This window comes from uncultured Limosilactobacillus sp. (assembly GCF_934202235.1).
Taxonomy (GTDB): Bacteria; Bacillota; Bacilli; order Lactobacillales; family Lactobacillaceae; genus Limosilactobacillus.
Genome location: NZ_CAKPXS010000001.1, coordinates 39,495 through 63,988 on the forward strand (window position 1 = coordinate 39,495; position 24,494 = coordinate 63,988).

Annotated in this window: 39 protein-coding genes and 1 pseudogene; 33 read left to right on the forward strand and 7 right to left on the reverse strand. The window is 42.8% G+C overall.

Annotation, left to right across the window (positions count from 1 at the left end):
• Positions 1–5: 5 nt before the first annotated feature.
• From Q0E49_RS00270 to Q0E49_RS00330, 13 genes are all read left to right on the forward strand, one after another.
• Positions 6–860, forward strand: a complete 855-nt coding sequence (locus Q0E49_RS00270; RefSeq protein ID WP_295745427.1) for a phage tail family protein — start codon at positions 6–8, stop codon at positions 858–860.
• The gene (locus tag Q0E49_RS00275; protein ID WP_295745430.1) at positions 857–2,599 is read left to right on the forward strand and encodes a phage tail protein; all 1,743 of its coding nucleotides are present in this window, start codon (positions 857–859) and stop codon (positions 2,597–2,599) included. Before Q0E49_RS00270 ends, Q0E49_RS00275 begins: the two co-directional genes overlap by 4 nt.
• The gene (locus tag Q0E49_RS00280) at positions 2,577–4,028 is read left to right on the forward strand and encodes a GH25 family lysozyme (RefSeq protein WP_295745432.1); all 1,452 of its coding nucleotides are present in this window, start codon (positions 2,577–2,579) and stop codon (positions 4,026–4,028) included. The genes Q0E49_RS00275 and Q0E49_RS00280 overlap by 23 nt, the downstream gene beginning before the upstream one ends.
• A gap of 13 nt (positions 4,029–4,041) precedes the next feature.
• On the forward strand, positions 4,042–4,290 hold the full coding sequence (locus Q0E49_RS00285) for a hypothetical protein (protein WP_295745434.1): 249 nt from the start codon (positions 4,042–4,044) through the stop codon (positions 4,288–4,290).
• A complete protein-coding gene (locus tag Q0E49_RS00290) occupies positions 4,290–5,417 on the forward strand; it encodes a phage baseplate upper protein (RefSeq protein WP_295745437.1) in 1,128 nt (375 codons plus the stop codon). Before Q0E49_RS00285 ends, Q0E49_RS00290 begins: the two co-directional genes overlap by 1 nt.
• A gap of 144 nt (positions 5,418–5,561) precedes the next feature.
• Entirely contained in the window at positions 5,562–5,870 is a 309-nt protein-coding gene (locus Q0E49_RS00295; RefSeq protein WP_295745440.1) for a hypothetical protein, read from the forward strand.
• 45 nt (positions 5,871–5,915) lie between these two features.
• Positions 5,916–6,371: a hypothetical protein gene (locus tag Q0E49_RS00300; RefSeq protein ID WP_295745444.1), complete on the forward strand. Its 456-nt coding sequence runs from the start codon at positions 5,916–5,918 to the stop codon at positions 6,369–6,371.
• Positions 6,372–6,420: 49 nt separating this feature from the next.
• Positions 6,421–6,909: a hypothetical protein gene (locus tag Q0E49_RS00305; protein WP_295745447.1), complete on the forward strand. Its 489-nt coding sequence runs from the start codon at positions 6,421–6,423 to the stop codon at positions 6,907–6,909.
• A gap of 18 nt (positions 6,910–6,927) precedes the next feature.
• Positions 6,928–7,344 (forward strand): hypothetical protein, encoded by a 417-nt coding sequence (locus Q0E49_RS00310; protein WP_295745450.1) that lies wholly within the window; start codon positions 6,928–6,930, stop codon positions 7,342–7,344.
• 2 nt (positions 7,345–7,346) lie between these two features.
• Positions 7,347–7,481 carry an XkdX family protein gene (locus Q0E49_RS00315; protein ID WP_295745451.1) on the forward strand — a complete coding sequence of 45 codons (135 nt, stop codon included), beginning with the start codon at positions 7,347–7,349 and terminating at the stop codon, positions 7,479–7,481.
• A gap of 101 nt (positions 7,482–7,582) precedes the next feature.
• Positions 7,583–7,909, forward strand: coding sequence for a hypothetical protein (locus Q0E49_RS00320; RefSeq protein ID WP_295745454.1), 327 nt, complete (start codon positions 7,583–7,585; stop codon positions 7,907–7,909).
• Positions 7,890–8,339 (forward strand): hypothetical protein, encoded by a 450-nt coding sequence (locus Q0E49_RS00325; RefSeq protein WP_295745457.1) that lies wholly within the window; start codon positions 7,890–7,892, stop codon positions 8,337–8,339. Before Q0E49_RS00320 ends, Q0E49_RS00325 begins: the two co-directional genes overlap by 20 nt.
• Positions 8,332–9,432, forward strand: coding sequence for a LysM peptidoglycan-binding domain-containing protein (locus tag Q0E49_RS00330; RefSeq protein WP_295745459.1), 1,101 nt, complete (start codon positions 8,332–8,334; stop codon positions 9,430–9,432). The genes Q0E49_RS00325 and Q0E49_RS00330 overlap by 8 nt, the downstream gene beginning before the upstream one ends.
• Positions 9,433–10,013: 581 nt before the next feature.
• On the opposite strand, the gene Q0E49_RS00335 is transcribed toward Q0E49_RS00330, so the two are convergent.
• From Q0E49_RS00335 to Q0E49_RS00350, 4 genes are all read right to left on the reverse strand, one after another.
• Positions 10,014–11,102, reverse strand: coding sequence for a tyrosine-type recombinase/integrase (locus Q0E49_RS00335; protein ID WP_295745321.1), 1,089 nt, complete (start codon positions 11,100–11,102; stop codon positions 10,014–10,016).
• A 167-nt stretch (positions 11,103–11,269) separates the two neighbouring features.
• Positions 11,270–11,680, reverse strand: a complete 411-nt coding sequence (locus tag Q0E49_RS00340; protein WP_295745324.1) for a hypothetical protein — start codon at positions 11,678–11,680, stop codon at positions 11,270–11,272.
• Positions 11,681–11,698: 18 nt separating this feature from the next.
• Entirely contained in the window at positions 11,699–12,142 is a 444-nt protein-coding gene (locus Q0E49_RS00345; protein ID WP_295745327.1) for a hypothetical protein, read from the reverse strand.
• On the reverse strand, positions 12,108–12,446 hold the full coding sequence (locus Q0E49_RS00350; RefSeq protein WP_295745329.1) for a hypothetical protein: 339 nt from the start codon (positions 12,444–12,446) through the stop codon (positions 12,108–12,110). The genes Q0E49_RS00345 and Q0E49_RS00350 overlap by 35 nt, the downstream gene beginning before the upstream one ends.
• A gap of 78 nt (positions 12,447–12,524) precedes the next feature.
• On the opposite strand from Q0E49_RS00350, the gene Q0E49_RS00355 reads away from it, so the two are divergent.
• Complete coding sequence (locus Q0E49_RS00355) at positions 12,525–12,743, forward strand: hypothetical protein (protein ID WP_295745331.1); 219 nt, start codon at positions 12,525–12,527, stop codon at positions 12,741–12,743.
• Positions 12,744–12,753: 10 nt separating this feature from the next.
• On the opposite strand, the gene Q0E49_RS00360 is transcribed toward Q0E49_RS00355, so the two are convergent.
• Entirely contained in the window at positions 12,754–13,434 is a 681-nt protein-coding gene (locus Q0E49_RS00360; RefSeq protein ID WP_295745334.1) for an XRE family transcriptional regulator, read from the reverse strand.
• 134 nt (positions 13,435–13,568) lie between these two features.
• Here Q0E49_RS00360 and Q0E49_RS00365 point away from each other — a divergent pair, with 134 nt between their 5' ends.
• The gene (locus Q0E49_RS00365) at positions 13,569–13,820 is read left to right on the forward strand and encodes a helix-turn-helix transcriptional regulator (protein ID WP_295745336.1); all 252 of its coding nucleotides are present in this window, start codon (positions 13,569–13,571) and stop codon (positions 13,818–13,820) included.
• Positions 13,821–13,893: 73 nt separating this feature from the next.
• On the opposite strand, the gene Q0E49_RS00370 is transcribed toward Q0E49_RS00365, so the two are convergent.
• Entirely contained in the window at positions 13,894–14,121 is a 228-nt protein-coding gene (locus tag Q0E49_RS00370; RefSeq protein WP_295745340.1) for a hypothetical protein, read from the reverse strand.
• A 71-nt stretch (positions 14,122–14,192) separates the two neighbouring features.
• Between Q0E49_RS00370 and Q0E49_RS00375 the strand changes: the two genes are divergently transcribed.
• The 3 genes and pseudogenes from Q0E49_RS00375 to Q0E49_RS00385 all read left to right on the forward strand — a co-directional run bounded on the left by Q0E49_RS00375 (position 14,193) and on the right by Q0E49_RS00385 (position 15,421).
• On the forward strand, positions 14,193–14,444 hold the full coding sequence (locus Q0E49_RS00375) for a hypothetical protein (protein ID WP_295745343.1): 252 nt from the start codon (positions 14,193–14,195) through the stop codon (positions 14,442–14,444).
• Positions 14,445–14,656: 212 nt separating this feature from the next.
• A pseudogene (locus Q0E49_RS00380) lies at positions 14,657–15,280 on the forward strand (phage antirepressor KilAC domain-containing protein); the annotation flags it as partial.
• Between the two features lie 3 nt (positions 15,281–15,283).
• Positions 15,284–15,421 carry a hypothetical protein gene (locus Q0E49_RS00385; protein WP_295745346.1) on the forward strand — a complete coding sequence of 46 codons (138 nt, stop codon included), beginning with the start codon at positions 15,284–15,286 and terminating at the stop codon, positions 15,419–15,421.
• 182 nt (positions 15,422–15,603) lie between these two features.
• Here Q0E49_RS00385 and Q0E49_RS00390 read toward each other — a convergent pair whose 3' ends face one another.
• Positions 15,604–16,185: a hypothetical protein gene (locus Q0E49_RS00390; RefSeq protein ID WP_295745349.1), complete on the reverse strand. Its 582-nt coding sequence runs from the start codon at positions 16,183–16,185 to the stop codon at positions 15,604–15,606.
• An 82-nt stretch (positions 16,186–16,267) separates the two neighbouring features.
• On the opposite strand from Q0E49_RS00390, the gene Q0E49_RS00395 reads away from it, so the two are divergent.
• From Q0E49_RS00395 to Q0E49_RS00465, 15 genes are all read left to right on the forward strand, one after another.
• The gene (locus Q0E49_RS00395) at positions 16,268–16,624 is read left to right on the forward strand and encodes a hypothetical protein (protein WP_295745352.1); all 357 of its coding nucleotides are present in this window, start codon (positions 16,268–16,270) and stop codon (positions 16,622–16,624) included.
• 524 nt (positions 16,625–17,148) lie between these two features.
• Positions 17,149–17,328 carry a hypothetical protein gene (locus tag Q0E49_RS00400; protein WP_295745355.1) on the forward strand — a complete coding sequence of 60 codons (180 nt, stop codon included), beginning with the start codon at positions 17,149–17,151 and terminating at the stop codon, positions 17,326–17,328.
• Entirely contained in the window at positions 17,318–17,842 is a 525-nt protein-coding gene (locus Q0E49_RS00405; RefSeq protein ID WP_295745358.1) for a single-stranded DNA-binding protein, read from the forward strand. The genes Q0E49_RS00400 and Q0E49_RS00405 overlap by 11 nt, the downstream gene beginning before the upstream one ends.
• 16 nt (positions 17,843–17,858) lie before the next feature.
• Positions 17,859–18,944 carry a helix-turn-helix domain-containing protein gene (locus tag Q0E49_RS00410; RefSeq protein WP_295745360.1) on the forward strand — a complete coding sequence of 362 codons (1,086 nt, stop codon included), beginning with the start codon at positions 17,859–17,861 and terminating at the stop codon, positions 18,942–18,944.
• Positions 18,910–19,287, forward strand: a complete 378-nt coding sequence (locus Q0E49_RS00415) for a hypothetical protein (RefSeq protein ID WP_295745362.1) — start codon at positions 18,910–18,912, stop codon at positions 19,285–19,287. The genes Q0E49_RS00410 and Q0E49_RS00415 overlap by 35 nt, the downstream gene beginning before the upstream one ends.
• A gap of 94 nt (positions 19,288–19,381) precedes the next feature.
• Complete coding sequence (locus Q0E49_RS00420) at positions 19,382–19,729, forward strand: RusA family crossover junction endodeoxyribonuclease (protein ID WP_295745365.1); 348 nt, start codon at positions 19,382–19,384, stop codon at positions 19,727–19,729.
• Positions 19,730–19,892: 163 nt separating this feature from the next.
• Positions 19,893–20,030: a hypothetical protein gene (locus Q0E49_RS00425; protein ID WP_295745368.1), complete on the forward strand. Its 138-nt coding sequence runs from the start codon at positions 19,893–19,895 to the stop codon at positions 20,028–20,030.
• A 26-nt stretch (positions 20,031–20,056) separates the two neighbouring features.
• A complete protein-coding gene (locus Q0E49_RS00430) occupies positions 20,057–20,605 on the forward strand; it encodes a hypothetical protein (RefSeq protein ID WP_295745370.1) in 549 nt (182 codons plus the stop codon).
• Between the two features lie 383 nt (positions 20,606–20,988).
• Positions 20,989–21,141, forward strand: coding sequence for a hypothetical protein (locus tag Q0E49_RS00435; protein WP_295745371.1), 153 nt, complete (start codon positions 20,989–20,991; stop codon positions 21,139–21,141).
• Entirely contained in the window at positions 21,138–21,560 is a 423-nt protein-coding gene (locus Q0E49_RS00440; protein ID WP_295745374.1) for an ArpU family phage packaging/lysis transcriptional regulator, read from the forward strand. The genes Q0E49_RS00435 and Q0E49_RS00440 overlap by 4 nt, the downstream gene beginning before the upstream one ends.
• Positions 21,561–21,653: 93 nt before the next feature.
• A complete protein-coding gene (locus tag Q0E49_RS00445; RefSeq protein ID WP_295745376.1) occupies positions 21,654–22,016 on the forward strand; it encodes a hypothetical protein in 363 nt (120 codons plus the stop codon).
• Between the two features lie 13 nt (positions 22,017–22,029).
• Positions 22,030–22,395 carry a hypothetical protein gene (locus Q0E49_RS00450; protein ID WP_295745379.1) on the forward strand — a complete coding sequence of 122 codons (366 nt, stop codon included), beginning with the start codon at positions 22,030–22,032 and terminating at the stop codon, positions 22,393–22,395.
• Between the two features lie 73 nt (positions 22,396–22,468).
• On the forward strand, positions 22,469–22,900 hold the full coding sequence (locus Q0E49_RS00455) for a transcriptional regulator (RefSeq protein ID WP_295745381.1): 432 nt from the start codon (positions 22,469–22,471) through the stop codon (positions 22,898–22,900).
• 359 nt (positions 22,901–23,259) lie between these two features.
• A complete protein-coding gene (locus Q0E49_RS00460; protein ID WP_295745383.1) occupies positions 23,260–23,874 on the forward strand; it encodes a DUF4145 domain-containing protein in 615 nt (204 codons plus the stop codon).
• Between the two features lie 402 nt (positions 23,875–24,276).
• Positions 24,277–24,456, forward strand: coding sequence for a hypothetical protein (locus Q0E49_RS00465; protein WP_295745386.1), 180 nt, complete (start codon positions 24,277–24,279; stop codon positions 24,454–24,456).
• Positions 24,457–24,494 lie beyond the last annotated feature (38 nt).

The following is a 24,494-nucleotide window of genomic DNA, read 5'->3' on the forward strand; positions in this document are numbered from 1 at the left end:
GATGCATGAAACCATTTTTTAAAGTCAAAATCAGTAGCGGGGATGAATTCGATATCACGGATAAGATTCCTGGTTTATCCTATTTAGGGCTAGATGATGGATCATCATCTCCGCAGTTTACTAATGCTTATCAAGACGCGTCCGGTCGAGACGGGTCTATTTTTATAGGACGAACTTTTGCTAAGCGGACTTTCAACGAAAGATTCTTGTTGTCATTTCGGAATTGGACTGATTATCAACTTGCTAAGCACCACATTTATAAGATCTTTGGTACAAGGCAGTTGACTAGGGTCAGAACCGATACCAATAGTGCCAAAGTTTACTTCGGATATGCGACGCCTTTTGATATTGCACCAACTGAGGCCGGATCATCCTTTGCTAACTTTACAATTCCGTTTGAAGTGCCCTCCGGATATCGCTACAGCTTGTACCGCAGTGATAGTCCTTACACCTTCAAACAGAATGGTTGGCAAATGGGGATGAACTTACCGCTGCATCCGGGGAATACTGGTTATCACTTTATGACTGACCAGTTCAAGGTGTACAACGCTTCTGACATTGATGTTGATCCTTATTATCAGAACCACGACTTACAGATGATTATCCGTTTTACGGGTAGTTCGCTAAAAGTCCACAACAAGACCACTGATACCACATGGACTTATAACGAGAGTTCTGATAACAGTCATAAGATTGTTTGGGATGGACGTTTGTTGACGACTTACTTGGATGATCAACAAGCTAATGGGAAAACAGACTTTGGCTATATCAAATTAGCCACTGGCTGGAATGATATTGAGTGTACTGGAGCAGATAATCTCGATGTCACTTTTAGTTTTCCATTTATCTATCTGTCATGAGTAAGACACTTACGACCCCACTTAAGGTGTTGAAACCAAAGAGCGGTGCTTTTAATCCGCTAAAGGCTTCGTCACAGGATACGCTGGCAGTGCTCCAGTCTGTTTTAAGCGACTCTGTGTCCGTTGAGTGGGAAGTTAACTCAAACTACCAAGCCAGCTTTACTGCCTTTGATGACGGCAGTGAAGCTTTTAATTTGCTGCAGGTACAGAATATGATTGAAATTGAAGGTCAATGGTTTGTCATTAAGCAATTACAGTCGGACTATTCAGCTGGTATTACGACTGTGCAGGTTAGTCTGACGCATATTTCTAATGAGCTATCTCGATTTAGAGTCTATAGCGACGATATTGACTGGGGAGATATAGAGCATAGCGGCGGGAGTGGTAATCCATCAACAACCGTTCCAAACGATGATAATAGTGATCAGCAAATATCTGTCACACCTGATGCATTGTTGAAGTGGATTTCAACAAACAACTCTTATGGGGTCACTTATCAGATCATCGGTAACTTCCAAGCAGTCAACGTCACTAATCCATATACCTCAATGTCATACAAGGATATGATTGATCACATCCTTGAGTATTGGCCCGGCACGGTATTTTTCCCAGATAATTTGAATCTGCGGTTTTATACCAACGAAGCTTTTTATCAGAATCATGGACATCGTATTGATTACTTGCACGACACTTCCGAAATCTCGCTAACTTACGACAGCACGAACATGATTAATGGCGCGCGTTTAGTTGGCGCGACGTATACGCAGGATACCTCTACGGATACTGGTTTACCCAATGGCGCTGCAGGTAAAGGTGCTGCCGCAGTTCAAGCAGACGCTCGTAAGTATCTCGGTGTTCCATATGTTTGGGGCGGTGCTGGTGGTGCTCGTGGTGGTAACCCGATGTCAGGGATGGATTGCTCATCCTTTGTGAGTCAAGTCTACAAGGACTTTGGGATTAATATCCCAGCCTACACAGTTTCGATGGAAGCCTATGGTCATGAGGTCAGTTCACCACAAACGGGTGACATGGGATTCTACGGTTCTCACGGAAGTAGCTATCACATCACTTTAGCTTTAGATGGCTCAAACATGATTTTTGAACCTCAGCTGGGCGAAGTATGTAAGGAAGAACCAATTAGCTGGTATCCACCGTCATGGTGGGAACGTAACGATGATATGGCTAAGGTAGTTGGTGATGGTGGAGATGATGGAACTGATGCCACCACTACTGACAGCAAGGAACTGTACTACTTTCCGCCATTCTGGTATCAAGATGATGACAGCATAAAGCGTTGGGGTCCCTTCGACGGAGATGACATCACTTCTGACACAATCCAAGACAAAGAAGCGATGAAGTCTTATGCAGAGACACAATTTAAGCCCAACCCGGACTTATCGATTGAGGCCACCCTGGATCCAAAAGATCAGCCAACTCCTCAGCCAGTCGCACGGCCGATTGCCGGAGATGTGGTCCGTGTCGCTGTACTGCCCAAGAATTGGATCACCACAGTCAATCTAGTTGGATTTACCTGGTATCCAAGATCGAACAGCACACAAACCACGATCAGCTATAACTCCAATGCTAAGAACATCCTAGACTTCGATAACTCAACCACGTCTAACGCTGGGAGTGCTCGTCAACGTGAACAAGTAGTTGTCAATGAAGCTACCAATTCTGGTCGTGAGACGTGGACAGAAAGTGAGGTGCAGCAGTATGACACAAGCCAACGTGGTTGATGTTTCTGAATACCAACCAAGAACCATTGATTTTGAAGATTTGAAAAACAATGGTGTTAAGGCAGTGATTGTCCGGCTAGGTCATGGGACCACGCAGGATAAGAATGCTGCTAGTCACCTCACTAGAGCTAAACAGGCTGGTCTGTTCGTACATGGTTATCACTATTACGAAGGCGTAGATGGTGAAGTTTCCTGGTCAATCAAGAACGCTCATGACTTAGGTCTATTTACCAATGCTTATTATTTCCTAGACATAGAAGGGAAGATCACTGGTAGTTGGCCTGGTATTTTTCGCGGTTTTTATCGTAATTGGCTTCAAGCTGGCTACCGCACGGGATTGTACTGCTCACTGAGTAAGTACAGTCTTTTTAGCAACAAAGAGTTAACCAGTAATAATGTCTACCGGTGGATCGCTGATTGGGATGTTGACCAGGCACCTAGCCAGGCAGATGTCTGGCAATTTAACTGTTCAACAGGGCTTGGCCAGTATCAAGACAAGTTAGATAAAGATGTTGATCTAACTGGACATCTTATTGAGCAACAAGAAACACCAAGTACTGTAACTGATCCTGATGGTGATTATCCACTCAAAACCGGAGCATTTGTCGACTTTGATTTTTCTACCACATCACTTAGCGGTGGGAAGATGCTAGTGGCTTCACCAGACGGAATCAATAAGATACCAAAGCTGGATCCAAAAGGCGACTTTCTATTTGGTAAAAGAGATTATCAACATATCTGGGACCATATTAAAGCCAATATCGACTTGCCAAGTGTAGCCAATTTAGTGACACAGGATGATTTAAAAAAGATTGAGTTAACGCCCGGACCACAGGGACCACCTGGCAAAGGCGGTGCACCAGGACCCGCAGGACCGAAGGGTGATGTTGGTGAAACCGGGCCAGCTGGTCCCAAAGGTGACGCAGGCCCTCAAGGACCACAAGGGGAGCCTGGCCCAATTGGTCCTCAAGGCAAGACAGGCGCTGATGGTCCAGTAGGTCCACGTGGTCCACAGGGACTACCAGGACAAAAGGGTGATCCAGGTCCACAAGGAACCCCAGGGCCACAGGGGCCAAAGGGAGACAAAGGTGATCGTGGACCGCAAGGACCTCCTGGCCAAGATGCGACGATTGTCATTGATTCAACTTCACAAAACACAAACAAAAAGCCTTCCGAATACTCGGAGGGCTTTTATCGTGAAATAAAGTCAATGTCAGTCATGGGCATTAACCGTTCGCAACTGGCATCTGATGCTCAAGATGGTAATACTGCGCTGGTGTTGACCTACTCATATGGCGGTTTTGCCCGTCAAACAGTGATGGTCATAGATAGTCAACGGCCCATGACTTATAAGCGTAATGGCAACGGTGACCGGTGGTTCCCGTGGGAAGTCGTCACAACCACTGGTGGCGATTGGCTACAAGGATAGCGAGGCGATTTAAGTGAAATTACATACTACTGATCTATCCGATGATCTAGATGATAAGTTTTGGAACCAACTCGTCGAAAACTTTTTGATAATTGAAAAGAATTCCAATCGAGGTAATTCAGACGATGGCGAAAATTCGATTGATGATAAGTTCAAAGCTCTGGAATCAAGAATCAATCACATATCATCAGCTGGGATTGATCAGTTAGCTTTAGAGAATGCAGTTGAAGATGTACTTCGTAGAAAGGAGGTAATTAGCTAATGGAACAGTTAACATTTCATATCAATCATGACCGACGCGGTATTCAAGGAACACTAGATAGTGATGTCTTCAATATCGATTGGGCTGACAACAAATACCAATGGATTGAGGCTCGCCAGTATGATTCGGGAATGCGTCAAGCAATCGTTAAGATCTTAACCGGGGATGGTAGCAAGAGCGATCCTTTTATCCCGATGGATTTAACAGGTATTAACCCGGTTCTTGAGGGTGTGCTACCTGACGGAAAGCATCGGATCTTTGATTCAAAGAGTGCGACTATGCTGGATGCAACAGGCGGAGAATTTCGTTATGATTTCCCAGCCCAAGCTTTCGCAGTCGCTGGATCATATAAACAAATCTTTTTCCGTTTAATGAAGAATGGACAATCGGTGGCCACACTGGAATTTAGCATGGATGTCATGGCCGATAAGGTTATTTCCGGATTAATTCCGAGTGACTACATCACGCCATTCAACGACTTATATAGTCAGCTTGAAACCATCGTTAAGAATGCTGGCGGCGACCTCGATAAGTTCAAGGCTGATTGGGACGCTAAGCTGCAAGAACTGGTGTCCAAGTACGGCAAGGACTTTGACAGTCTGCAAGAAATCATTACTCGTCTGCAAGATCGAATTACCGATATTGCGGCGCAGGTCAAGGCTAACAACGTGGTCACTCTGCCAATGCTGAGTAAGTATGCCGGTTGTCCAGTGATGATTGGTGTTGCTCACCTGGAACTGGGCACGGGACCGGACGGCTTCCCGGACATGTATCCGTCAGTTCATGCTTACATCGGTAAGTATGGTGCTGGTCTGGGTGGCGCGGGGACAACGCCGGCTGGTGGTTCGGCGGTTTATGACGTCAACGTCCGGGCCGTTCGGAACGAGCCAACGGAGATTGAGATTTATGTTTCGCCAGAAAACATTACCGGCTTTATGCAGGACTTCGACATGACGGACCCAGACGCTACCTTTGGTGGAGCCTTTGCCTACATCTACTCTGGCATTTATACGCTAGAAGTCGAATTCAAGGGTGCAAAGGTCGTTAAGTTCGATGTCGACAGCACCTTCAAAACCAAGTTTACTGACGAAAAGACATCTGCTACTACTCCAGCAGCAGGAAAATAAGAAAGGAAGATGAACGATGGATTTAAAAAAGTTATTGATGGAACATAGCGAGCTCCAATGGGATCAAAAGTGGAATCTTCTGGTTAACGTAGTCGCACAAGCGTTCGGGGGGGGACAGTAACCCACGTTGATAACCCGCTTGTATTGACTAATGGAGTAACGTGCGAAAGTAATGATGCTTACTATATCCCGTTTAATGGTGGGAAACTGGTATTCTTGTCTGTCAATGGTCTTACCATTCCGAGTGATATTCGTAAAACTTGGATGCCGCAAATCGGGATCATTGCACGAAGTCTGACGCCAGTTGCTTTAGCGACAACGAATATCAAATATGATGAGCAAGTGTTCTTAGGCAGTGATGGTACTGTCGCATATATTTGGCACAATACTACTATTAATAATTCCGATACAAAAGGTTATAACCTTGATGTGATGTATTTTGCGGGGGAGTAGTCATGCGCTGCTCCCCTTTGCACTTGAAAGGAGAACAATATAACTATGGCAACTCTTAAACATATTCCACATTCATACCTGCAATGGGACGAAATCTATAATAATAATCTTGATGAACTAGACGCACGTAGTACCGCAAATGGGGGGGGTATCATACCCACTGTTGTTAGTGACAGTATAATCTGGATGAACGGTGTTACCAGCCACGACTGTAAGGTTGAGTATTATCAACTGTCAGGAAAAAAACGAGTCCACATAATGGCAAGTTCTGTCATTATTAAGGCACCAAAAGATGGTCAGAGTAATAACGGATTAACCGTCGGTCGGCTACCGCAAAGCCTTGCACCAGCAATTAATACTTTCGTGCCTATGAGTGACGCTTGGACATTTGAAGTATTAGCGGACGGAACATTAAAGGTTTGGACTAACGTTAGCGGCCGCGATAAGGTCGATATTCCTGCTGGTTCTACCACGCTTAATTTCGATTACGAAACAAACTAATAGGGGACAGCTATGAGGCTGTCCCTTTTGCATGAAAGGAGAACGTCTCATGGCAAACAACAAGGAACTTGTGTTACAAATTATTAATCATGGTGAACTGAACAGTGATAGCAAAACAAATGGCAATTTTCAAAGTGTAAAAGATTTTGTTCTAAATAATTTGGAACCGAATTTGTCATATGAAATCTATGATCACTCAAAAATCTTATTGCTTAATGGTGCAAGTGACGCTTGGGCTATTGTGATTAAGGCAGAAAACTTTTTGATCGTTAACTATGCCATTATGGTTGACCAAACTCAGCCAGCAAGTAAATGGATTGACTTCGCCAAATTGCCAGCAAGTGCTGTCAAAGGATTTTCAAAAGTTGACAATCTTACCGGTCTTAATGACGAAAATGCGATGAACGCTGACACAAAAGCTTGGCGCCTGGTTACAGTTAACTCTCAAATTGATTCAGATGGAACAATTCGAGCTTTTCTATATGGCACTGATAAGTGGTCATTTGCTTATCACGGAACCATGATTTTTCATAATTAAAATAGGAGGAGAATTTAAATGAGCAAACGAGTATTCGGCTGGGATGCTGACGGCCTACTTAACTTCTGGGATGTCGTTCCTGACGACTATCAGCTTCAATCCAACCAAACTTTTGACGACCCAACAACCGCTGGTGGCAACGGCGCACGGCTCTTAAACCGTTTGGTCAAGCGGGTTGCTGGTAATTGGCAACCGCTGACGGATGAAGAACTAGCCGCTTATCAGGCCGCCCAGCAAAAACTGCGGCCAAAGATTAACGTGCAACCGCAGGGTCCTTCTGCTGAACAACAGATGATTAATCTGCTCGGTAAGACCCAGATGACGCAAAGTGGGAAGATTGATGCCAACACGGCTGATATCAAACAGGTAAAGCAGATGATTAATTTCATCGGTAAGCAACAAATGGCAAGCAACAAAGAAAATGGAGGTAACTAATCATGGTTCAAAACGATTTTGATTTTGTAAAGACAATTTACTCATGGGGTATGGGCATCGAAGACTACGTTAAGGGCGGTGCAATCACCGCTGACCAGTACAAGCAGATCACCGGCAAGGACTACGTGGCGGCCTAAGTAAGACGTGCTCGCCATAGAAATGCACAATACATAATGAATAAGCTCACGGGAACTCTCGTGGGCTTTTCTTATGGGCGGGCGCTAAAAGAGGTGATCGAATGAATTGGAATTGGTTAATTACACGACACACCCTCTTTAGTCTTGGTTGGGACGAATGGGCCTCAATTTTTGCAATTCTAACTACGATTGTGATTGTCGTTACTTGGCTGGCAAAGAAGATTAAGAAAGATTTCTTAGGTGAAACCAACACTCAATTAAAGATACTTAACCACAACATGGAAGTGAAGAACCAGCATGACGCAAAGGTCGATAAACGGCTCAATGAAGGCCACGAGAAGTTCATGCGTCATGACTTTACACTGAAAGACCACGAAAAACGTATTAAGAGATTGGAGGACGACGAGTATGACAACAAACATCATTAATGCAATTCCGGAATACGTGATGACTGCCGTTGTGTCAGCGGTCATTATTTTTGTTATTCGGGCGGTTCACACGTACGTTCACAACAAGGCGCTGACGGCGAAGACTGCTCATGCTAAGCAACTGTGGTCCTTCATGGATCAGGTTGCTGATACGGCAGTAGCTTCACTGGTCAGTGCGGATAAGACAGGCGATCAAAAGTTCACTGCGGCAACGGCGATTGTGCAAGACGCACTGACTAAGCAGGGGTTCACGACTGTCGATGTCAAGGCGATTGAAGCGGCTGTCCAAGCGGCTTATGAGAAGTCACCACTGACACCTAACAGCACTCAACATTTGGTGCCTTATCCTTATGAAGGCAAGGAAGCTGTTATTACTCCAGCTGGAAAAGCAGTTGCGATTGATCCAAAGAAAGGTGATAAGAATGCGTAAGCAATTTATTGATGTATCAAGCTACCAGGAAGACACTAAGGAGTTTTTTCAAGCCGCTAAAAATCAAGGAGCTGAAGGCGTCGTCGTCAAGCTGACTGAAGGGTCAGAAGACGGCTCTAACTACGTCAACCCGAAGGCGGCGGCTCAGATCCGCAACGCCCTGGCAGTCGGGCTTCCGGTATCTTGCTACCACTTTGCCCGGTACACTTCGGTACCGGATGCACAGAACGAAGCACGGTTTTTCGTTAAAGTGGCCCGTCAAATGGGCATGGATGACACCACTCTGATGATTTCTGACGCAGAAGTTCACAGTGCTGCTGACTATCAAGCAGCTACGCTGGCCTTCCTTCAAGAAGCTGAAGCGCTGGGTTACAAACGTACTGGCGTTTACTCCATGAAGTCGTTCTTTACAGGTGGTATCCTTAATTCTCAAGGCTTTGGCAATCGTCCAAAGTGGGTAGCCGGCTATGGTGTCACTAGTCTTGGTATCGACAACGCGGCCGCTTGGCAGTTCACCGATCACGGCATTATGGGAATTGATACCAGCTATGACTTTACGGGCGCTTTCACTTCGACAGGCGCGGGTGGCACAGTACCAACTGTAGAAGTACCAAAACCACAACCAGTACAACACGTTGGCCATCCGGCAACTGGTACGTACACTGTCCAACCAGGTGATACACTATCTGGAATTGCGGATAAGTTTGGTACTACTTATCAGACACTGGCCGCCATCAACGGCATTGGTGATCCAAACAGGATTTTCCCAGGCCAAGTCCTCAAGGTAACTGGTCAAGCATCACCGCAGAACACGTACTATGTTCAAGCTGGCGACACCTTGAGTGGTATTGCTGCTAAGTTTGGCACGACTGTCTCGGCACTGGTTCAAGCCAACAACATCAGCAATCCGAACGTCATTTATGTTGGGCAGAAGATTATCTTAGGTGGTTCTTCGTCCGTTTACACGGTCAAGAGCGGTGACACATTGTCTGGTATCGCGTCAGCACATGGCACAACCTGGCAAGCATTGGCTCAAAAGAATGGATTATCTAATCCCAATATGATTTATGTTGGACAAACAATTTGCTTATAACATATAGACAACCCGATCAGCTTCGTGCTGGTCGGGTCTTTTTTGTTATACTATTATTGGAAGTGATATGGATGAAAAACATTAGTCAGTTGATTTGTCCTAAGCTAACTGCAAAGTATCATCAAGAAGCTAACAGTTTGGGGTTATCTGGTCACGCTTGTGAGAAGTACGTAAAAACTTGTCAGAATACACCACATTTTCAAATGTGCAAGATATGGGATAGCTTTATTAAGATGATCGAAGCTTTTCGCAATGGCTGGTAATTACTTTTACAGTTTTTCTTAGCCCTTTTCAGTTTTTATAATTTGGGCCACAAATAGGCCACAAAGAGTTGACAATATCCCATGATATCAGCGCTCGAGCGTACTTTTTAAACGCCTGTTTGGGGCATTAGCGAGGAAATCTGAGAAGATTTCCTCTTTTTTGTTGTTATTGAAAAAGTGCTATGAACGTTGATATATCAACGTTTATCGGCATTTTATATAGACTTACTAAAAGTGAGCAAAAACCAAGAAAAACCCAGAAAATTTCAATTTGGGCCACAAATGGGCCACAAATAGGACACGCGATTCTGCCCGTCATCACAGGGTATTCAGCGCCGCCACAATTTGTTTGTCCCGTTTTTCCTTATATTCGTCGAACATATCCCCATAAACATCGAGGGTGATTGAAATACTACTGTGACCAAGTCGCTTACTAATGTCATAAGCATCGATGCCTTGATCAACCAGTAGAGCCACATGGCTGTGCCTAAGACTGTGAAAGTGGAAATTCTTTTTACTGATATTAAGGCTAGCTAACAGGTTACGCAGGGTCTTATTGACACCGTTACTAGTGGGGATGGTGCCAAAGATATTTTGAAAAACCATTGTCGAGTTATTTTTAGCGCGTAACTGTCGCAGGTATGTCAAAAGCTGATCGTTAATAATGATGGTCCGATTGCTTGATTGTGTCTTAGCCGGCTTAAAAGTATATTCCGTAGCGTCCCATGATTTATTGATTGTAATGGTGTGTTTCAGGAAGTTGATGTCTTTCCAGGTTAAAGCTTGTAATTCAGATAGACGGGCACCAGTATAGATCGCTGCAATGATCATGTAACGGGAAGTGTATCGAGGGTCTAAGCGGCTTGTAGCAGCTCCTAGCAGTCGTTTAATCTCTTTGAGGTTTAAGTACTCAACTTTTAAAATACGATTGCGATTGGCTGTCAGGGTAACTCTCTGGGTGAAGTCGCGATAAATATAGCCATCTAAGATAGCCGATTGAACGCATGCGCGGATGATGGAATTAGTTTTCTTGACCGTTTCTGGCGCATGGTCGCTGCCAAACTCATTGATAAAGTGCTGATACTGACTTCGAGTAATGTCTTTAAGTTCAACATTACAGAAGTACCTATCAAGAAATTTCTCGATGATTTTATAGCGGTTTAAGGTAATATGGGAAAGTTTAGGCTTTTTGTATTCCTCAACCCAACTATGGTAGTAATGTAGCAGGGTAATGTCTTGCGATAGATCAACACCTTTATGAAATTTTTCGTTAACTTCGGTTGCCCAGATACGGGCAGCAGCCTTAGTCTTAAAACCGCCTTTAGACATGTTATGACGTTTGCCATTGCGGTCATAAGGACGCAGGCGGGCTTCCCAGCCACTGCCACGTTTAACAAATTGTGCCATAGTAATTTATACCTCCTATGTGTTAGAATGAAAGAGCACGCCTCCTATAGCTTTTTAGAGCATAGCAGGATGTACTACGCCTCTGCGTAGTTTGTTGATTAAACGTGTCTGGTTTTATATCAACATTTGGTCCACTGACAGCTGCCACTGTCGGTGGGCTTTTTTATCTACAATAATCTTTCTTGTGCCGATAAGATATGTGGTAGGTCATGATCCTCAAATGGATTGCAAACTGCCCAAGAATCCCAAAAATCAATTTGTTGCCAAATGAATTCCTTAGTAGCTAGTTCTTTGCTGATACCCTTGCGTCGTGCGTATTGAGCAATAATTTGTTTCCATTCATCTAGTGAGTAAAAACTATCAAGACTGGCTGGTTCAATCTTAAATCCAGGAAATTTTTTGCCGTTATTTTTCACGTTATAAATAGCTTGCATAATCATGTTTGACGACTCAACAAGTTTCTTGGCGGTATCATACCAGTAGATAAGGGCGTGTTTTTTGCTAGATTCATTTGAAACATCGGCCGATTTGCAAAGATACAAACCGGTATCTAAATTCTTAATCCTACATAGTTCCATAATTGTCTCCTATTGCTATTAATAATCATATTTAGGGCGTTTTATTACAATGTCACCGACTCGTATTGGTTTCATATCATCAGTAGGCAGATCACCGGTAATTTGATTGGGGTCAACATTTAAATCGTCTTGCTCATCAAAACCATAGATGCTACTTGCACTGCGAAGGATACCTGACAACTGTTGCTTTGGAGAAAAATTGGCTGATAAGGTAGAATCGACATGGTGACTTGGTGCGTCAGCAATTGCCATTTTTGGATATACCTTAGAAACATAAACAATGCCTTTGCTTACGTCTAACGTCCCAAGGTTTTCTCCAGTATCCGGATCTATTACCGGTTCAGTCCCAAATTTGTCAATAATTTCTAATCTATCTCCAACTTTTAGACCATCATCCTTACCTGAATTGACAACAATTTGCTTAGTACTAATTATCTTCGCTATTTTCATTTGTTTCTTCAATTTCCTTAATCTCCTTCATTAACATCAATTTTTGATTAATGTCTTTTGCTTGTTGCTCAGATAGAGAATTCATTATCAGATTAAGAACTGATTCTTGAAAAGAAATTCTCTGTTTCAGTGCCTTTTTATCCTTAACATCTATCTCATGTTGATTTTTAAGGCCATCTCGATTTCGGTTGAGGTCTTCGATGTTTTTTGTAAGTTGATATACGTTGGTAATTAGACATATTACATAGCTCAAAGCAAGAAAAACAATATAGGCTATAATGATGGTAGCACCATGCCCACTAAACCAATGGGCCATGCCATACGCACCTTCCGTTATAGCAAAGATAAAGCTACCGATTCCAAACAGTGTTCCACAATGAGGAGGCCAGAGTATATGTTTAAAAGAACGAATGTTATCAACTCCTTTCTTGAGAGATTAGACTATTGGCAAACCATTAATCTGCACGTAACTTTATTACAGGCAGAACAAGATATTTCGTTTGAAAAGGCTCGGGAACGAGCGGTAGTTGATTACAGTGATCCTAGTAAATTAAGATATTTGCTAGAAGAAGCTATTAATAGCCCAAAGCCTAAACACCATTTAAATTTGTAAACATAGCCAACTACAAATTAGCAGAATAACTAATTGCTTTACCGATGATACGGCCCGGATGTTCTTTATCAAGGACAATCGGGTCGTATTGTTGGTTCTCGGGCATCAGCATGACTAACTTGTCCAGATACTTGATGCGTTTGAGGGTAGCCTCCGTGTCACCATCAACCAAGACGGCAGCAATCTCACCATTCTCAACTTCTGATTGTTGGTGGATAATTACCAACGAGCCATCGGGTATGGTTGGTTCCATGCTGTGACCTTTGCAACGCAGGGCAAAGAGGGTGCCATCAGGAACGTGGCCATCAAAGACCTGCTCGGTATAGCCTTCGATGTTCTCTTCAGCGGTGATCGGGTCACCACAGGCAATCTCGCCGACGATGGGGATGTGATGTAGGTTTTTACTTTGTGGATAAAAGATATTTGAAGTGTGAGCTTTTACATCCGTTGGTGCAAAACGAGGATCGATTTCTGATTTTTTTACGTTGAAGAAATCAGCTAATTTTTGTACATTTCCTGGTGTAGGTAGTGTGCGTCCTTTAAAATACCCAGTTAATGTACTACTGGGAATGTGTGTTGTTTTATGAATGTCTACTTGTTTTTTCCCGTGTGATAGAAGTAGTCGATTAAGCCTATTTGCAATAACCTTTTTATACTTCTCGTCCTGCGGAGTAAGACCAGATCGTGCCATAACGGGGATCTCCTTTCTTAATTACAATATTATTTTCACATTAACTCATATTTTTTTCAAGTATATTCGACATTTGTATTGAAATACGTATTAATTCGTAATATAATTCGGTATGAATAGAAAGGAGGTAAACCATGAAGAATATGTTCAGCTTAGAAGCATGTCGTAAAAATGCTGGCTTAACACTTCGCCAAGCGGCATCATATGCAGGTATTTCCTATCAGACGTTGTCTAAATATGAAAACAATAGTGCAGATATTCCAATTTCATTGCTGAATAAATTAGTATTTCTGTATCAAGTGGATAAGGATCTTATTTTTTTGGGCAATAAATACGAATTAATTCGTAAAATAAAAGAAAAAAGACAAAAGAAGAAAGCTAGTTAGGGGGATGAGGACATGAGCGTAAAAGAAAAAAGCTTACAAACTACCGCCAGTAGTCTGCAAGCCTTAAAAATCATTATTCCTGATGCTGTTCATCGCCATCAACTAAAAATTCTTTTAGAAGATTATGTACCAGCGTATCGGTATAAGCACGACCCATTATCATTGCTACGCGAACTGGGTCATCGCCTTTTTTCACACCGTAAGAATTGAGAACTTTTTCGACGTTTTCTTTATTGTCAACGATGTCTAGAGTTTGATTGTAAATTTTTTGAAAACGTTGTTCAAATTCTTCACTTGTCATAAGATTCACCTCCTTTCACGAGGATCTGAATCAAGTATAGCAAAGAAGAAAGTTAGCTAGGGGGTGAGAACTTGAATATCTACGAAGCATGTAAGCTAGCTGGCGAAGGTGGCAAAATTGCCCAGCGCTCCGACTTAACTGACGACAACTTTTATCTAGTTACTGACCGTCATTCAGGCATTTCAATGTTTGCTGATGGTCAACGGATCAGTGGGATGTGGAATCCACAATATCGTGACTTAGTTGCTACTGATTGGGTAGTAATCAAAAAAGGCCCCTTTAGAGGGCCTATGCCAGATGTTATTAAAGAGAACAGGTTTTAAGGACTACAAGGGGTTTGTAGATGATAATAGTCTTTTCAATCTTTTTAATATTTTTTCTCCTTTTGGTTCTTCACGTTCCACTGCCTTTAATTGCTCTTGGGTTTGCTGTTTACGTCTTTTTTGCCACCCGGTAATGTCGTAATGCATTCCTTTGTACCAGTACTTTTGGAACAAGCCGGAACTGAATGGGTCACGATTGGTAAATTCGTAAGCACGTTGATGACGAAGATAAAGGGGTCGCCAAAATGGAGACCCCTGGTGGGATACAAAGCCTACAGGTAATCAACGAATCAGGACTTTATGCATTGATTCTTAGCAGTAAACTTCCACAATCAAAAGAATTTAAACGCTGGGTAACAAGCGAAGTTTTACCAGCCATCCGTAAGCATGGTGCTTACATGACACCTCAAACAATTGAGAGGGCATTGCTAAATCCAGACACAATTATCAATTTGGCAACCCAGCTGAAAGATGAACAGGAGAAAAGGAAGAAACTTCAGGCAGAAAATAACACGATGAAACCAAAAGCTATATTTGCTGATGCTGTTACCACTAGCCACACAAGTATTCTTGTTGGGCAGTTGGCTAAAATTTTACGTCAAAATGGTGTTGATACAGGCCAGAATCGCTTATTTAAATGGTTGCGTGATAACGGTTATCTCGGCAAGCGTGGTAGCAATCGGAATGTTCCCACTCAATATGCGATGGATTTGGGATTATTTACGACTAAGGAAACTGCTGTTACTCATGCTGATGGCCATACAACGGTTCAAATTACTACAAAAGTAACCGGTAAAGGACAAACATACTTTATTAATAAGTTCTTAGGAGATTAATCAATGAAGACATTAAAATTTTCTGACGGCGTTGTAAATATTGATCTTGCTAAAGAGGTCCAAGTTGAGGTCAATTTGGAAAGAGAGCAAACGATTCTTATAATTCCCGATCGGCCCACTAATATGTGCGACCTTGATTAGAGAATATGGAAATGAATTTTATAAAACAATTACTTAAAAGCTTGCGACACCTTTTAGAAGACATATGGAATGTAATAGATGATTGGATTTGGGACCATCCACATATCGTAGCATTCGTTGTATCAGTTTTCATTACAAGTTTGTTGTGGGGTTTCTACGCGTGGTGTTACTGGTATGAGTACTTACGACATTAGCGCATAAGTGCGTCGAGTATATTCTTGTTCGTTGATTAGTAATTCTTTAACTGATAACTCAATCGTTTTTTTACTTCGCTTGTTGTACTTAAGGATTAGTTCACATTGTCCAGGTTTCAGTTTTTCCAAGTCGATATCTACAGATTGAAAAGGCAAAATAATATTCCTACTTGTAAAAGGATTTATATTGACTGGAAATCCTGTAGACCAACATACCTTAGCTGGGTCAGTGAATGTGGCTAACTGATATGACTTCTTATCTTTTAAATGATGTTCAGGTTCTTGAGAAGAAAGAATTAACGGGTAGCTTATGGCTTTGAACTTAATTTTTCTGTTAATTGTGATGTTTGCTTTTCGTAAAGAAATCGGTTTTGAAGATGGGTTGTATATCTCTAATGAAATGTTGTATTGGCTAGAAATTTTATGTATCCAATTAATATGGAAAAGTGGTTTGGCATGTTTAGTAATCCAAGTATTGACCCCAGAATACACGGACAACAGAAAAGCTAAAGTGGCGACGATTGGGCTCCAGTACTTCAAGAAAAAAGAAATTATCAGATGTGTGTTCATAATTAGTTTTCACCTCAATGAGATTATATCAAAGCATAAATATTATCAGACACGACAAATCAACAGGTAGGAGGTATAACCGGTGGAATTAAATTTAAGCGATGACGAATTAACGAAGATTGCAGTTCAACTTCAACCATATGTCGAGAAGCTGATTAGCAAACATCAACAGCAAGAAGCTATCACTCATCCGGAGATAACCCGGTGGCTAACAACCCCGGAGTTTAGGAAGAAGTTGCCGCGTCGGAAAAATGATAATTGGATTCGTGAGGTGCTACTTGAGGCACCCAAGTTTCAGAAGTACGTCGATAAAGGCGGCGCTGATCGTGGCAGAGGTCATGCGTGGGCCATCGACCCGAAACTATTGCACTGGATCGACAAGCATCCAAACCACATTAACTGGAAGGCTAAGAACCCAGCGGAGGTGTATCTGTATTGAAAGGATTTCGCAGACAGAACGGTGTTAATTGGCTAAACGAAGAAGTTGTCACTTATAGCAACAGTCGAGTATTCGGCGGTGTGGTAACTAAGAACATCCTACGGAACAACTTACCACCTAGCGATTGGTATGCCGCCAAAGAGTTTTTGTATGGGAGGAGGATGCCTCATGTTTTACATCGCCATTGTCATGGGCGTAATCGTTGGCTGCTTACTTATAGCGGCTATCATCACACTGGCCCAGCACGAGCAACGACTGCGTCAGTTGGAAGATGAGAGGGGTGAACACAGTGTACACAACGCTTAGTTTGTTTGGAGTTGCCTGGACCGCAATCATCGCTTGGGGATTGCACACCGGTAATTTCTGTCAGGCATGTGGTGGAATAGTCGTGTTAATTATTTGGTTCATCATGACTTTAACCACTGATATCAAGACACAAAAAAAGCGCTAACTGCCGGTCGCAGTTAGCACCAAAACAAAAAATTCTACGTAACCAGTATATCACACAAACAGGAGATTCTACGATGATACACGATCAATACTTACGAATTAAATGCTATCGTGCCTGCCTACGAGAGGTTTGGCACCAAATCATGTTGACACCTAATGACATGGTTAAGCCCTTATATCAGCCGCAAAATAACATCATGACCATGATTGATCTGGTTTACAAGGATATGGGGGTGATCGGGGATGCTGAATAGTGTCATGATTCAGGGCCGCATCACAAAGGAATTAAAGCCAACGCGGACCCAGAATAATACCCCGATGCTGCGGTTTACTTTAGCTTGCGACGCTGATCGAAAGGACCAACAAGGCAACCGTGATGCAGATTTCATCAACTGCATGGCTTTTGGCAAGACTGTCGGCATGATGAACCAATACCTCCACAAAGGCAGCAAGATCATCGTTCATGGCCGCTGGGTAACCAGTCAGGGGCAGGATCAGAATGGCAATACTACTTACTACAATACCTGTGCTGTACAGCGTTTCTGGTTTGATGAGCCGGCACCAAAGAATCGGCAAGGGAATAATCATCCCCAGCAAGGTGGTCCGCAGGGGCAGCCTAACTATCACCAGAATGATCAGTATCATGGTGGACCTCAGCAAGGCAATCAAAGCTATAACGGCCAACAAGGCTACAACAATGCACCAAATGGCGGATACGGCAACCAGCCGCCGCAGGATAACAATTATCAAGGCTACAACGGCTACTAAGTAAGGAGTGTAGACCATGCGAAGAATTATCGGTAATGAGAAACGAGCCTTCAAAGGCGTCTTCATTCCTGCTGAATTTTGGCTGGATGAGAACCTCAAACCAATGGAACTGCTACTAATCACGGAAATTGATAGTCTCCAGTCCAAAAAGGGTTGCTATGCCAGCAATAAACACTTTGCTGACTTCCTTGACGTTTCAGAGAGTTGGATATCGCGTATTATCAAGAGTCTGGCTGATCGGGGTTACTTGGAACTTCACTACAACAAGAAAGGCAAGCAATACTTGGGCCGTGTGATTCAGGTGGTTCGTAAAGGAAATACCCCTATTTCTAATCCGAAAGAGGGGTATGTCGAATCCGGTGAGACCCCTATTTCTGATCCGAAAGGGGGGTATTTCGGATCGTTAAAAGAGAGTAATACATCTAAAGTAATACAAGATAGTAATACAGATAGAGTATTAGGTACTGGTAATGAGTATCCGGACGCGCGCGACAAAAAATCTGACGAACCACAACCAGACAATCTGCGTTCGTTTGGTCTCTGGGAACAAAACTGGGGATGGCCAAACGCTATCGCAACCCAGGACCTGACTGATTGGGTCCATGAGTTCGGGGACGATTTGGTTGCTTGGACGATTGAGTTTGCGCTGCGGCGCAACGTTTCATCGCAAGGAGCTAACAGCTGGCTACGGAAAGCCTTTGACCGTTACCGCCAAGAAGGGGTGTCAACGGTCGAAGAAGCTGAACAGAAAGCTGAGGCTCATCGCCAGCAAGTCGACCGGGAAATGAAGGGTAGGCAATCACGGCATTACAGTCGTACCAAGCGAGTTGAGAAGCTGCCGGACTGGGCAAAGGATCAACATCCGCAACAGGATCAGGAAGGCAACAACGATCATTACGGGGATGATAGTCAACCTGCTGCGAATGAGAAAGCCACTCCGGAACAACTTGCGGAAACGCAGCGCCTGCTGGCTCGGTTGCGAGAAAAACATAAAAAGCATCAGGAAGAACAGGCAGATCAAGAAGAACAACGAGTACAGCAGAAACGTGATGAGGGGAGAGACAAGAATGGCTTGGCGGACTTGTTACACAGCAACGGTTAATGGGCGGCAGATTGTGGTGCGTCACCGAACTCCTGATCCGGATGAAATGGCGTTGCATCTGTCAATGTCATTGGACTGGTATACAGGCTACGTTGAAGTATTGCCAACTGACGGCATTGATGCGGAAGATTATGAACGCTATGACAGTGAGATTGAAGCTCCTGGTGGTTTGACCTTCGGAGGTTCACTCAATGAATATCCAGATCAGCAGTTCTTGGGTTTTGATACTGCGCATTGGGGCATGGAGGGTTACACAATGGCCGATGCGATTAACGGCACAGCAAAAATGCAACGAGACATTGAAAAATATCGTGAACAACACGGAAAAGAGAGTGAGAACTAATGGCTAAACAAGCAATTAATTTTGAGATTAGCAAAATCGCCAATGGGGGGGCACAGGTCAAATTGGATCGGGCCCTCAAACCGGTATTGGCGTAATGATTAAGCTAACGTTTGATATTCCGCCAGTACCGCAGGCTCGACCACGTGCGCGGCACATCCCGGCAAAGATGGCCCGTGCGGTTACTAGCATGGGAATCAAGATGAAACACCGCAAAGGTAAAACTTATCTTTACGATCGCAAAGATGTCAAGATTTTTAAAGGTCAGTTGGGGATGTTGGCACGTAACCAATACAAGGGCGAACCGTTGGATGAGCCATTGATGGTTTCACTGCACTTCTATCGGCTAAGTGCCAAAGTCAGCAAGAAAGAATTGGCACGGCGTTACTCCGGACAAGAACCACATGGCGATTCGGGGGATGAATGGTGCCATTGTTCATGGTGATTCACTTGAGCCGAAAGGCCAAAGATGTTTACTTTATCCGCAATGATACTGACAACTTTTTAGCGTTTAGTGAAGTACATCGAATGCAGCACACGGAGGAGTTAGCAAAAATGTATGACATACATGAATGGGTTGATCAATTATGAATTATGCTAAAGCGCGAATGCGATTGGAAGCTATGTCAGTAGTCTACTGGCACGGCCACCACTGGCGCATTCAAGGGCTGAATAAGATTAAGCAGACAGCGGACATGATCATGGACGACGGGGATGAGGTTGCCATGAAGTCAGATGTGCCATAAAAGAGATTAGTGAGTAGGGGTGCCAGATGAAAACGCAAGAACTAATTAATAAACTGCAAAATTTACCGTTTATTCAGTTAAAAGTTACAAATATGGTTGAATGTCCGACGGAAATTAGCATTGGCGATCAGAGTGATGTGGGCGCACGAATTCATTTCAAAACAAATGCGATTGGTTGGCTGAGGGTTGATAACTTCAGTTCAAGCAGTATTTGGACTGATGAAGAATGCAAGACTATTGAAGACTTACTTGATGAGTATTTAAAGACTCCTGTTAAACAACGGGCCCCGGAGAAGAAATACCGGTTATATCTGGGCTTAATCCCTGGCACACGCGACACAGAGTATTGGTTAATGAAGTCGGAGTTTCCTAACGATACAACGCCCTTTCAGTTAGCACGCGATTATAAGAATCCAAGAACAATTTGGACAGAAGATGAGGTAAATCAGCTAAAACGGCAGCTTCCTATCATGGCAGACAGCATCGAAAAAATGAAAGCACCTGTGATTGATAGCGATAAACCACTCCATACTCGGATAGAAATCAAACGAGGTTTAAATAATGACATTAACTAAACAACAGAAGAACTGCCCGTACTGTCATGGGATGCTGGATTTACTTCCAGCCATCCCCAATCATCCAAGACATTTGTTGATGTGTGGAGGGTAAAAACGAGAAGTATGCAGAAATTATGTACAACAAAGAGGGACGTGTAGATTGGTTAATCTATATTGATTACTGCCCTGAATGCGGACGCAAGTTAGGAGAATCAAGTGATGAGTAGGCAGCGAAAGAAACATCCCAGAATGGTTGCTTGGCAGCAGGATATGAAATTATATGACAGGTTTTATCATGATCGAATTCATTTTCAAAATTGGATGGAAACAGAAATGATGATTTTTAACCTTCCACCGTATCGAGGCACCAAATATCGAGGATACAGGAGGTGGGCCGGAAAATGCAGGTAAGTGATTTTTTACTGCTTATCGCAGTAGTGCTGATCTGGATGGTGCTATCGCTTTTCTCACCCTTCTGGGCTGCCTGGGCGACCTTTCCGGTGATGGTGACCATATCGTGGCTGGTAGTGAAGACTTTGGAAGGTAACGAATGAGTGACAAAAACGTCATTATTAAAGGCGCTCGTTCTTTTATGAAAACAAAATTGTCGGATTATTTAGCTTTAACAGGAGAACAGCGGGCAGATCTTAAAAGTGGCCCTTGTGTAAAAATATCCAATTCTGTTTACTCTGGAAATTCTACTGAGAAACGCTTCCTTGATATTGTGGAAGCTGAGAAAGTGATTAACTGTGTTAAACATGCAATTGAAAATTGTTCGAATATGAACCGACATATTTTAACGTTGTGTTATTTAGATGAAATCATGGATAAAAATGTAGCTATTCGTCTGGGCTACAGCATTTCCAGGTATAAAGATTTAAAAAGGCAAGCACTTTATGAATTTGCTTTACGATACCGGTATCAAGCTGCTAAGGCTGGGTTAAAAACAAAGGTGGGGATGGCTGATGAGTAAGCGTCGCAAAAAGAAAAAGCGGTCGCAGGTCAAGAAGAAACTGCGCCGCATGAAGCGTCATGCTGAGGAACATCAAAGAAAGGCGGTTAAGTAATGGATAAAGAGATTTCAATTCTTTTGAAGATGCTGAATGGGACATTAAGTCATGCACCAGCTTTTCTACATCGCACCATAATCCAATATCAATGGCAACAATCAATTGAAGGCTTAATGTATTTAATTGGTGCCGTTGTCATCGGAGTCATTGTATTGAAGGCGGTCCGCTTTATTATCCAGCGCACAAATGATAAGGATTATAGGGTGCTTGATGATTCATTTTTCTTTGTATTCTGTTTGCCAATGATCCTATGTGGAATGGTTATGTGTGCTGCTTATTGTTTCAAGACGGGTATTAGCGATATCGGTCATGCGATTTCGCCAATTACCAGTTTAATCCAGACCCTACATACCATTTAAAAAGGAGAAAATAATGCAAACTTGGATATACTGGATAGTATTTGGATTAATGTGTATTGCAACAGTGCTAAATGTTATTGGCTGTTTTAAAGCCCGAAGAATAAGATTAAATTTGCGTGATTCTTTAAGGGAAGTCAATAATCAATTACAGCAATTTCCAATAGCAGCGGCTAATGATGAGATTTACTATGTTATTAAAGTTAGATCATTATTTTTAATGGATCATCACTATCCTAGTGATCAATTTGAATTTACAAAGAAGGCTGCTTGGGCAAAGCAATATACGGACCTATCCTTAGCCATTGATATAGCTAACGACTGTAATGGCAAGGTAATCGCATATGGACCAATTAATCCGGTTGAAAAAGCTAACAAATAAAAAAACACCCCAGCTCGGCTGAAGTGCTTAACAATCCAATAAGCTAAGTATACCACAGCGAGTGAGGGGCGTAATGATGAGGAAATCAACGATTTTACGGGTAGAAGATATTTTGCGGGATTATCCCAAACTTGACCGTTATATTGCCCAACGGTTGGACGATTTAAAGCATCCGGTTTATGAGCGCGATGAAAATGTGGGTGGCGGCAGAGCGGAGAACAAGCGACGTAATCCTATTTTAGACATGCTCATCACGATTGACGAGGATGAGCGCATCAATGCTTTAAAGCGACAGAAGAGAGCCATCGCTGATTGCTTGGATGAGAGTGATCAGCTAACTCAAGTCTTGATTGAAGATTACTACTTCTATAATCGCAAGCACTTATCGCTATCAGGCGTTATCGCTGAAAAGCAGCTAGCAGTATCTAATCGGACAGCATTCCGTTTGCGCCATGACTTCATCAGTCGCCTAGCTCACAAGCTGGGGATGTACGATCCAGATTAATATCATCCCCCAAAAATCGTTATTATGCGAGTGTATGGTACCAGCAGCCTTTCTTGACACGAGAAACTCCTTTGATCGGAACAGATAACAATTGTACGTATGCTGCTGATTGGGTTCGATCCCCAGTGCTCGCTTTGCAGGCACCATGTCACAGGTGGTGGTCCGCATAGCTGACGTCCTACGGCTAGGGCCTTGATAGAAGCTCGACAAACCACGAGAGTTTAATCATCGCATGAAGTCCGGTTCAACTCCGGCTCTCAGCTTTGTCCGAAATGACGTTAAACTACATCATATATTCACTTACGAAGTCTGGCAGGAAGTGCTGGACTTTTGTATTATTGTGATGAGGTGAATATTTGATGATTAAAGATTTATATGATGAACCAAATGATGTTAAATGGAAGGCTGAAAGTATAATGTCTGCTAAATATGTATGTGGTTATTGTGGTGCTTTAGTTTCTAGCGAAAAAGGAATGCCAATTACTGAACAAGGTGACTATAGCACACGACCTCAAAAGGGTAATTATGGTGTCTATGTTTGCACAAATTGCCATATGCCAACTTTTTTATACGAAGACATTCAGGTGCCTGGTAGCAGATTTGGCGCTCCTGTTAAAAACGTTCCTGATAATGTTAATTCTATTTATGAAGAAGCGCGAAGTTCATATGCAGCAAATGCTTATACAGGTGTTGTTTTGCTTTGCCGAACTCTGTTAATGCATGTTGGTGTTGATTTTGGTGCTGACACTGGAAAGAGCTTTCAATACTATGTAACTTATTTGAAAGAAAAAGGATACGTAAGTATTCGCAGCAATGAATGGGTTGATGAAATTAGGAAATATGGGAATACATCAACGCACGAAATAAAAATAAATACTAAAGTGGAAGCGCAAACCATTTTGCAATTTTGTGAGATGCTATTAAAGATGAACTATGAGTATCCATCAATTGTTAAACACGAACAGAATGATTAACGTCTATACTTTGGAGTCGGCTTAACCTTGGGGTTTTATTTCATTATTTCCCTAAAAGGCTTGCATCATATGAGTTAATAACTTATAATATAAGTGTAGTTAAGTAAGGGACGCCTGAACGACTACAGCGTTCCGGAAGTGATTCCCTGAATCCGGAAAGGGGATGATCGGATGGAAATACAAGTTTGCCGGAAAGCGAGGATGCCTGGTTATCGCTCTGACGATATGGCTGTTGTCCATAGCCGCGATTAATTTCGCGAGAGCTTATGCGATAATAAAAAAAGCCAATCGCAAGTAGCGATTAGCTAGCAAAATCAATTTCCGGAACGCAATGGGTCAAGAGCTACTACCTCTTGGCCTTTTGCATATCTAGTATATCATATCAGACGAGAAGGTAAAATTATGAAGACTAGCAAAGCCCAGATGAAGGCTACTAATAAATGGTCAAAGAAGAATCCTGATAAAAAGCGGCTCTATCGCTATCGATCATATGCGCGAAAGTATGTCCGTGACCTAGCGAGCGAGGAAGATTTAAAAGAGCTGCAGGGGATGATTAATGAACGACTACAAAATAAAGATTGAAAGTTGGCACTAATTTGGCACTAGCGGGGTCAACTTCC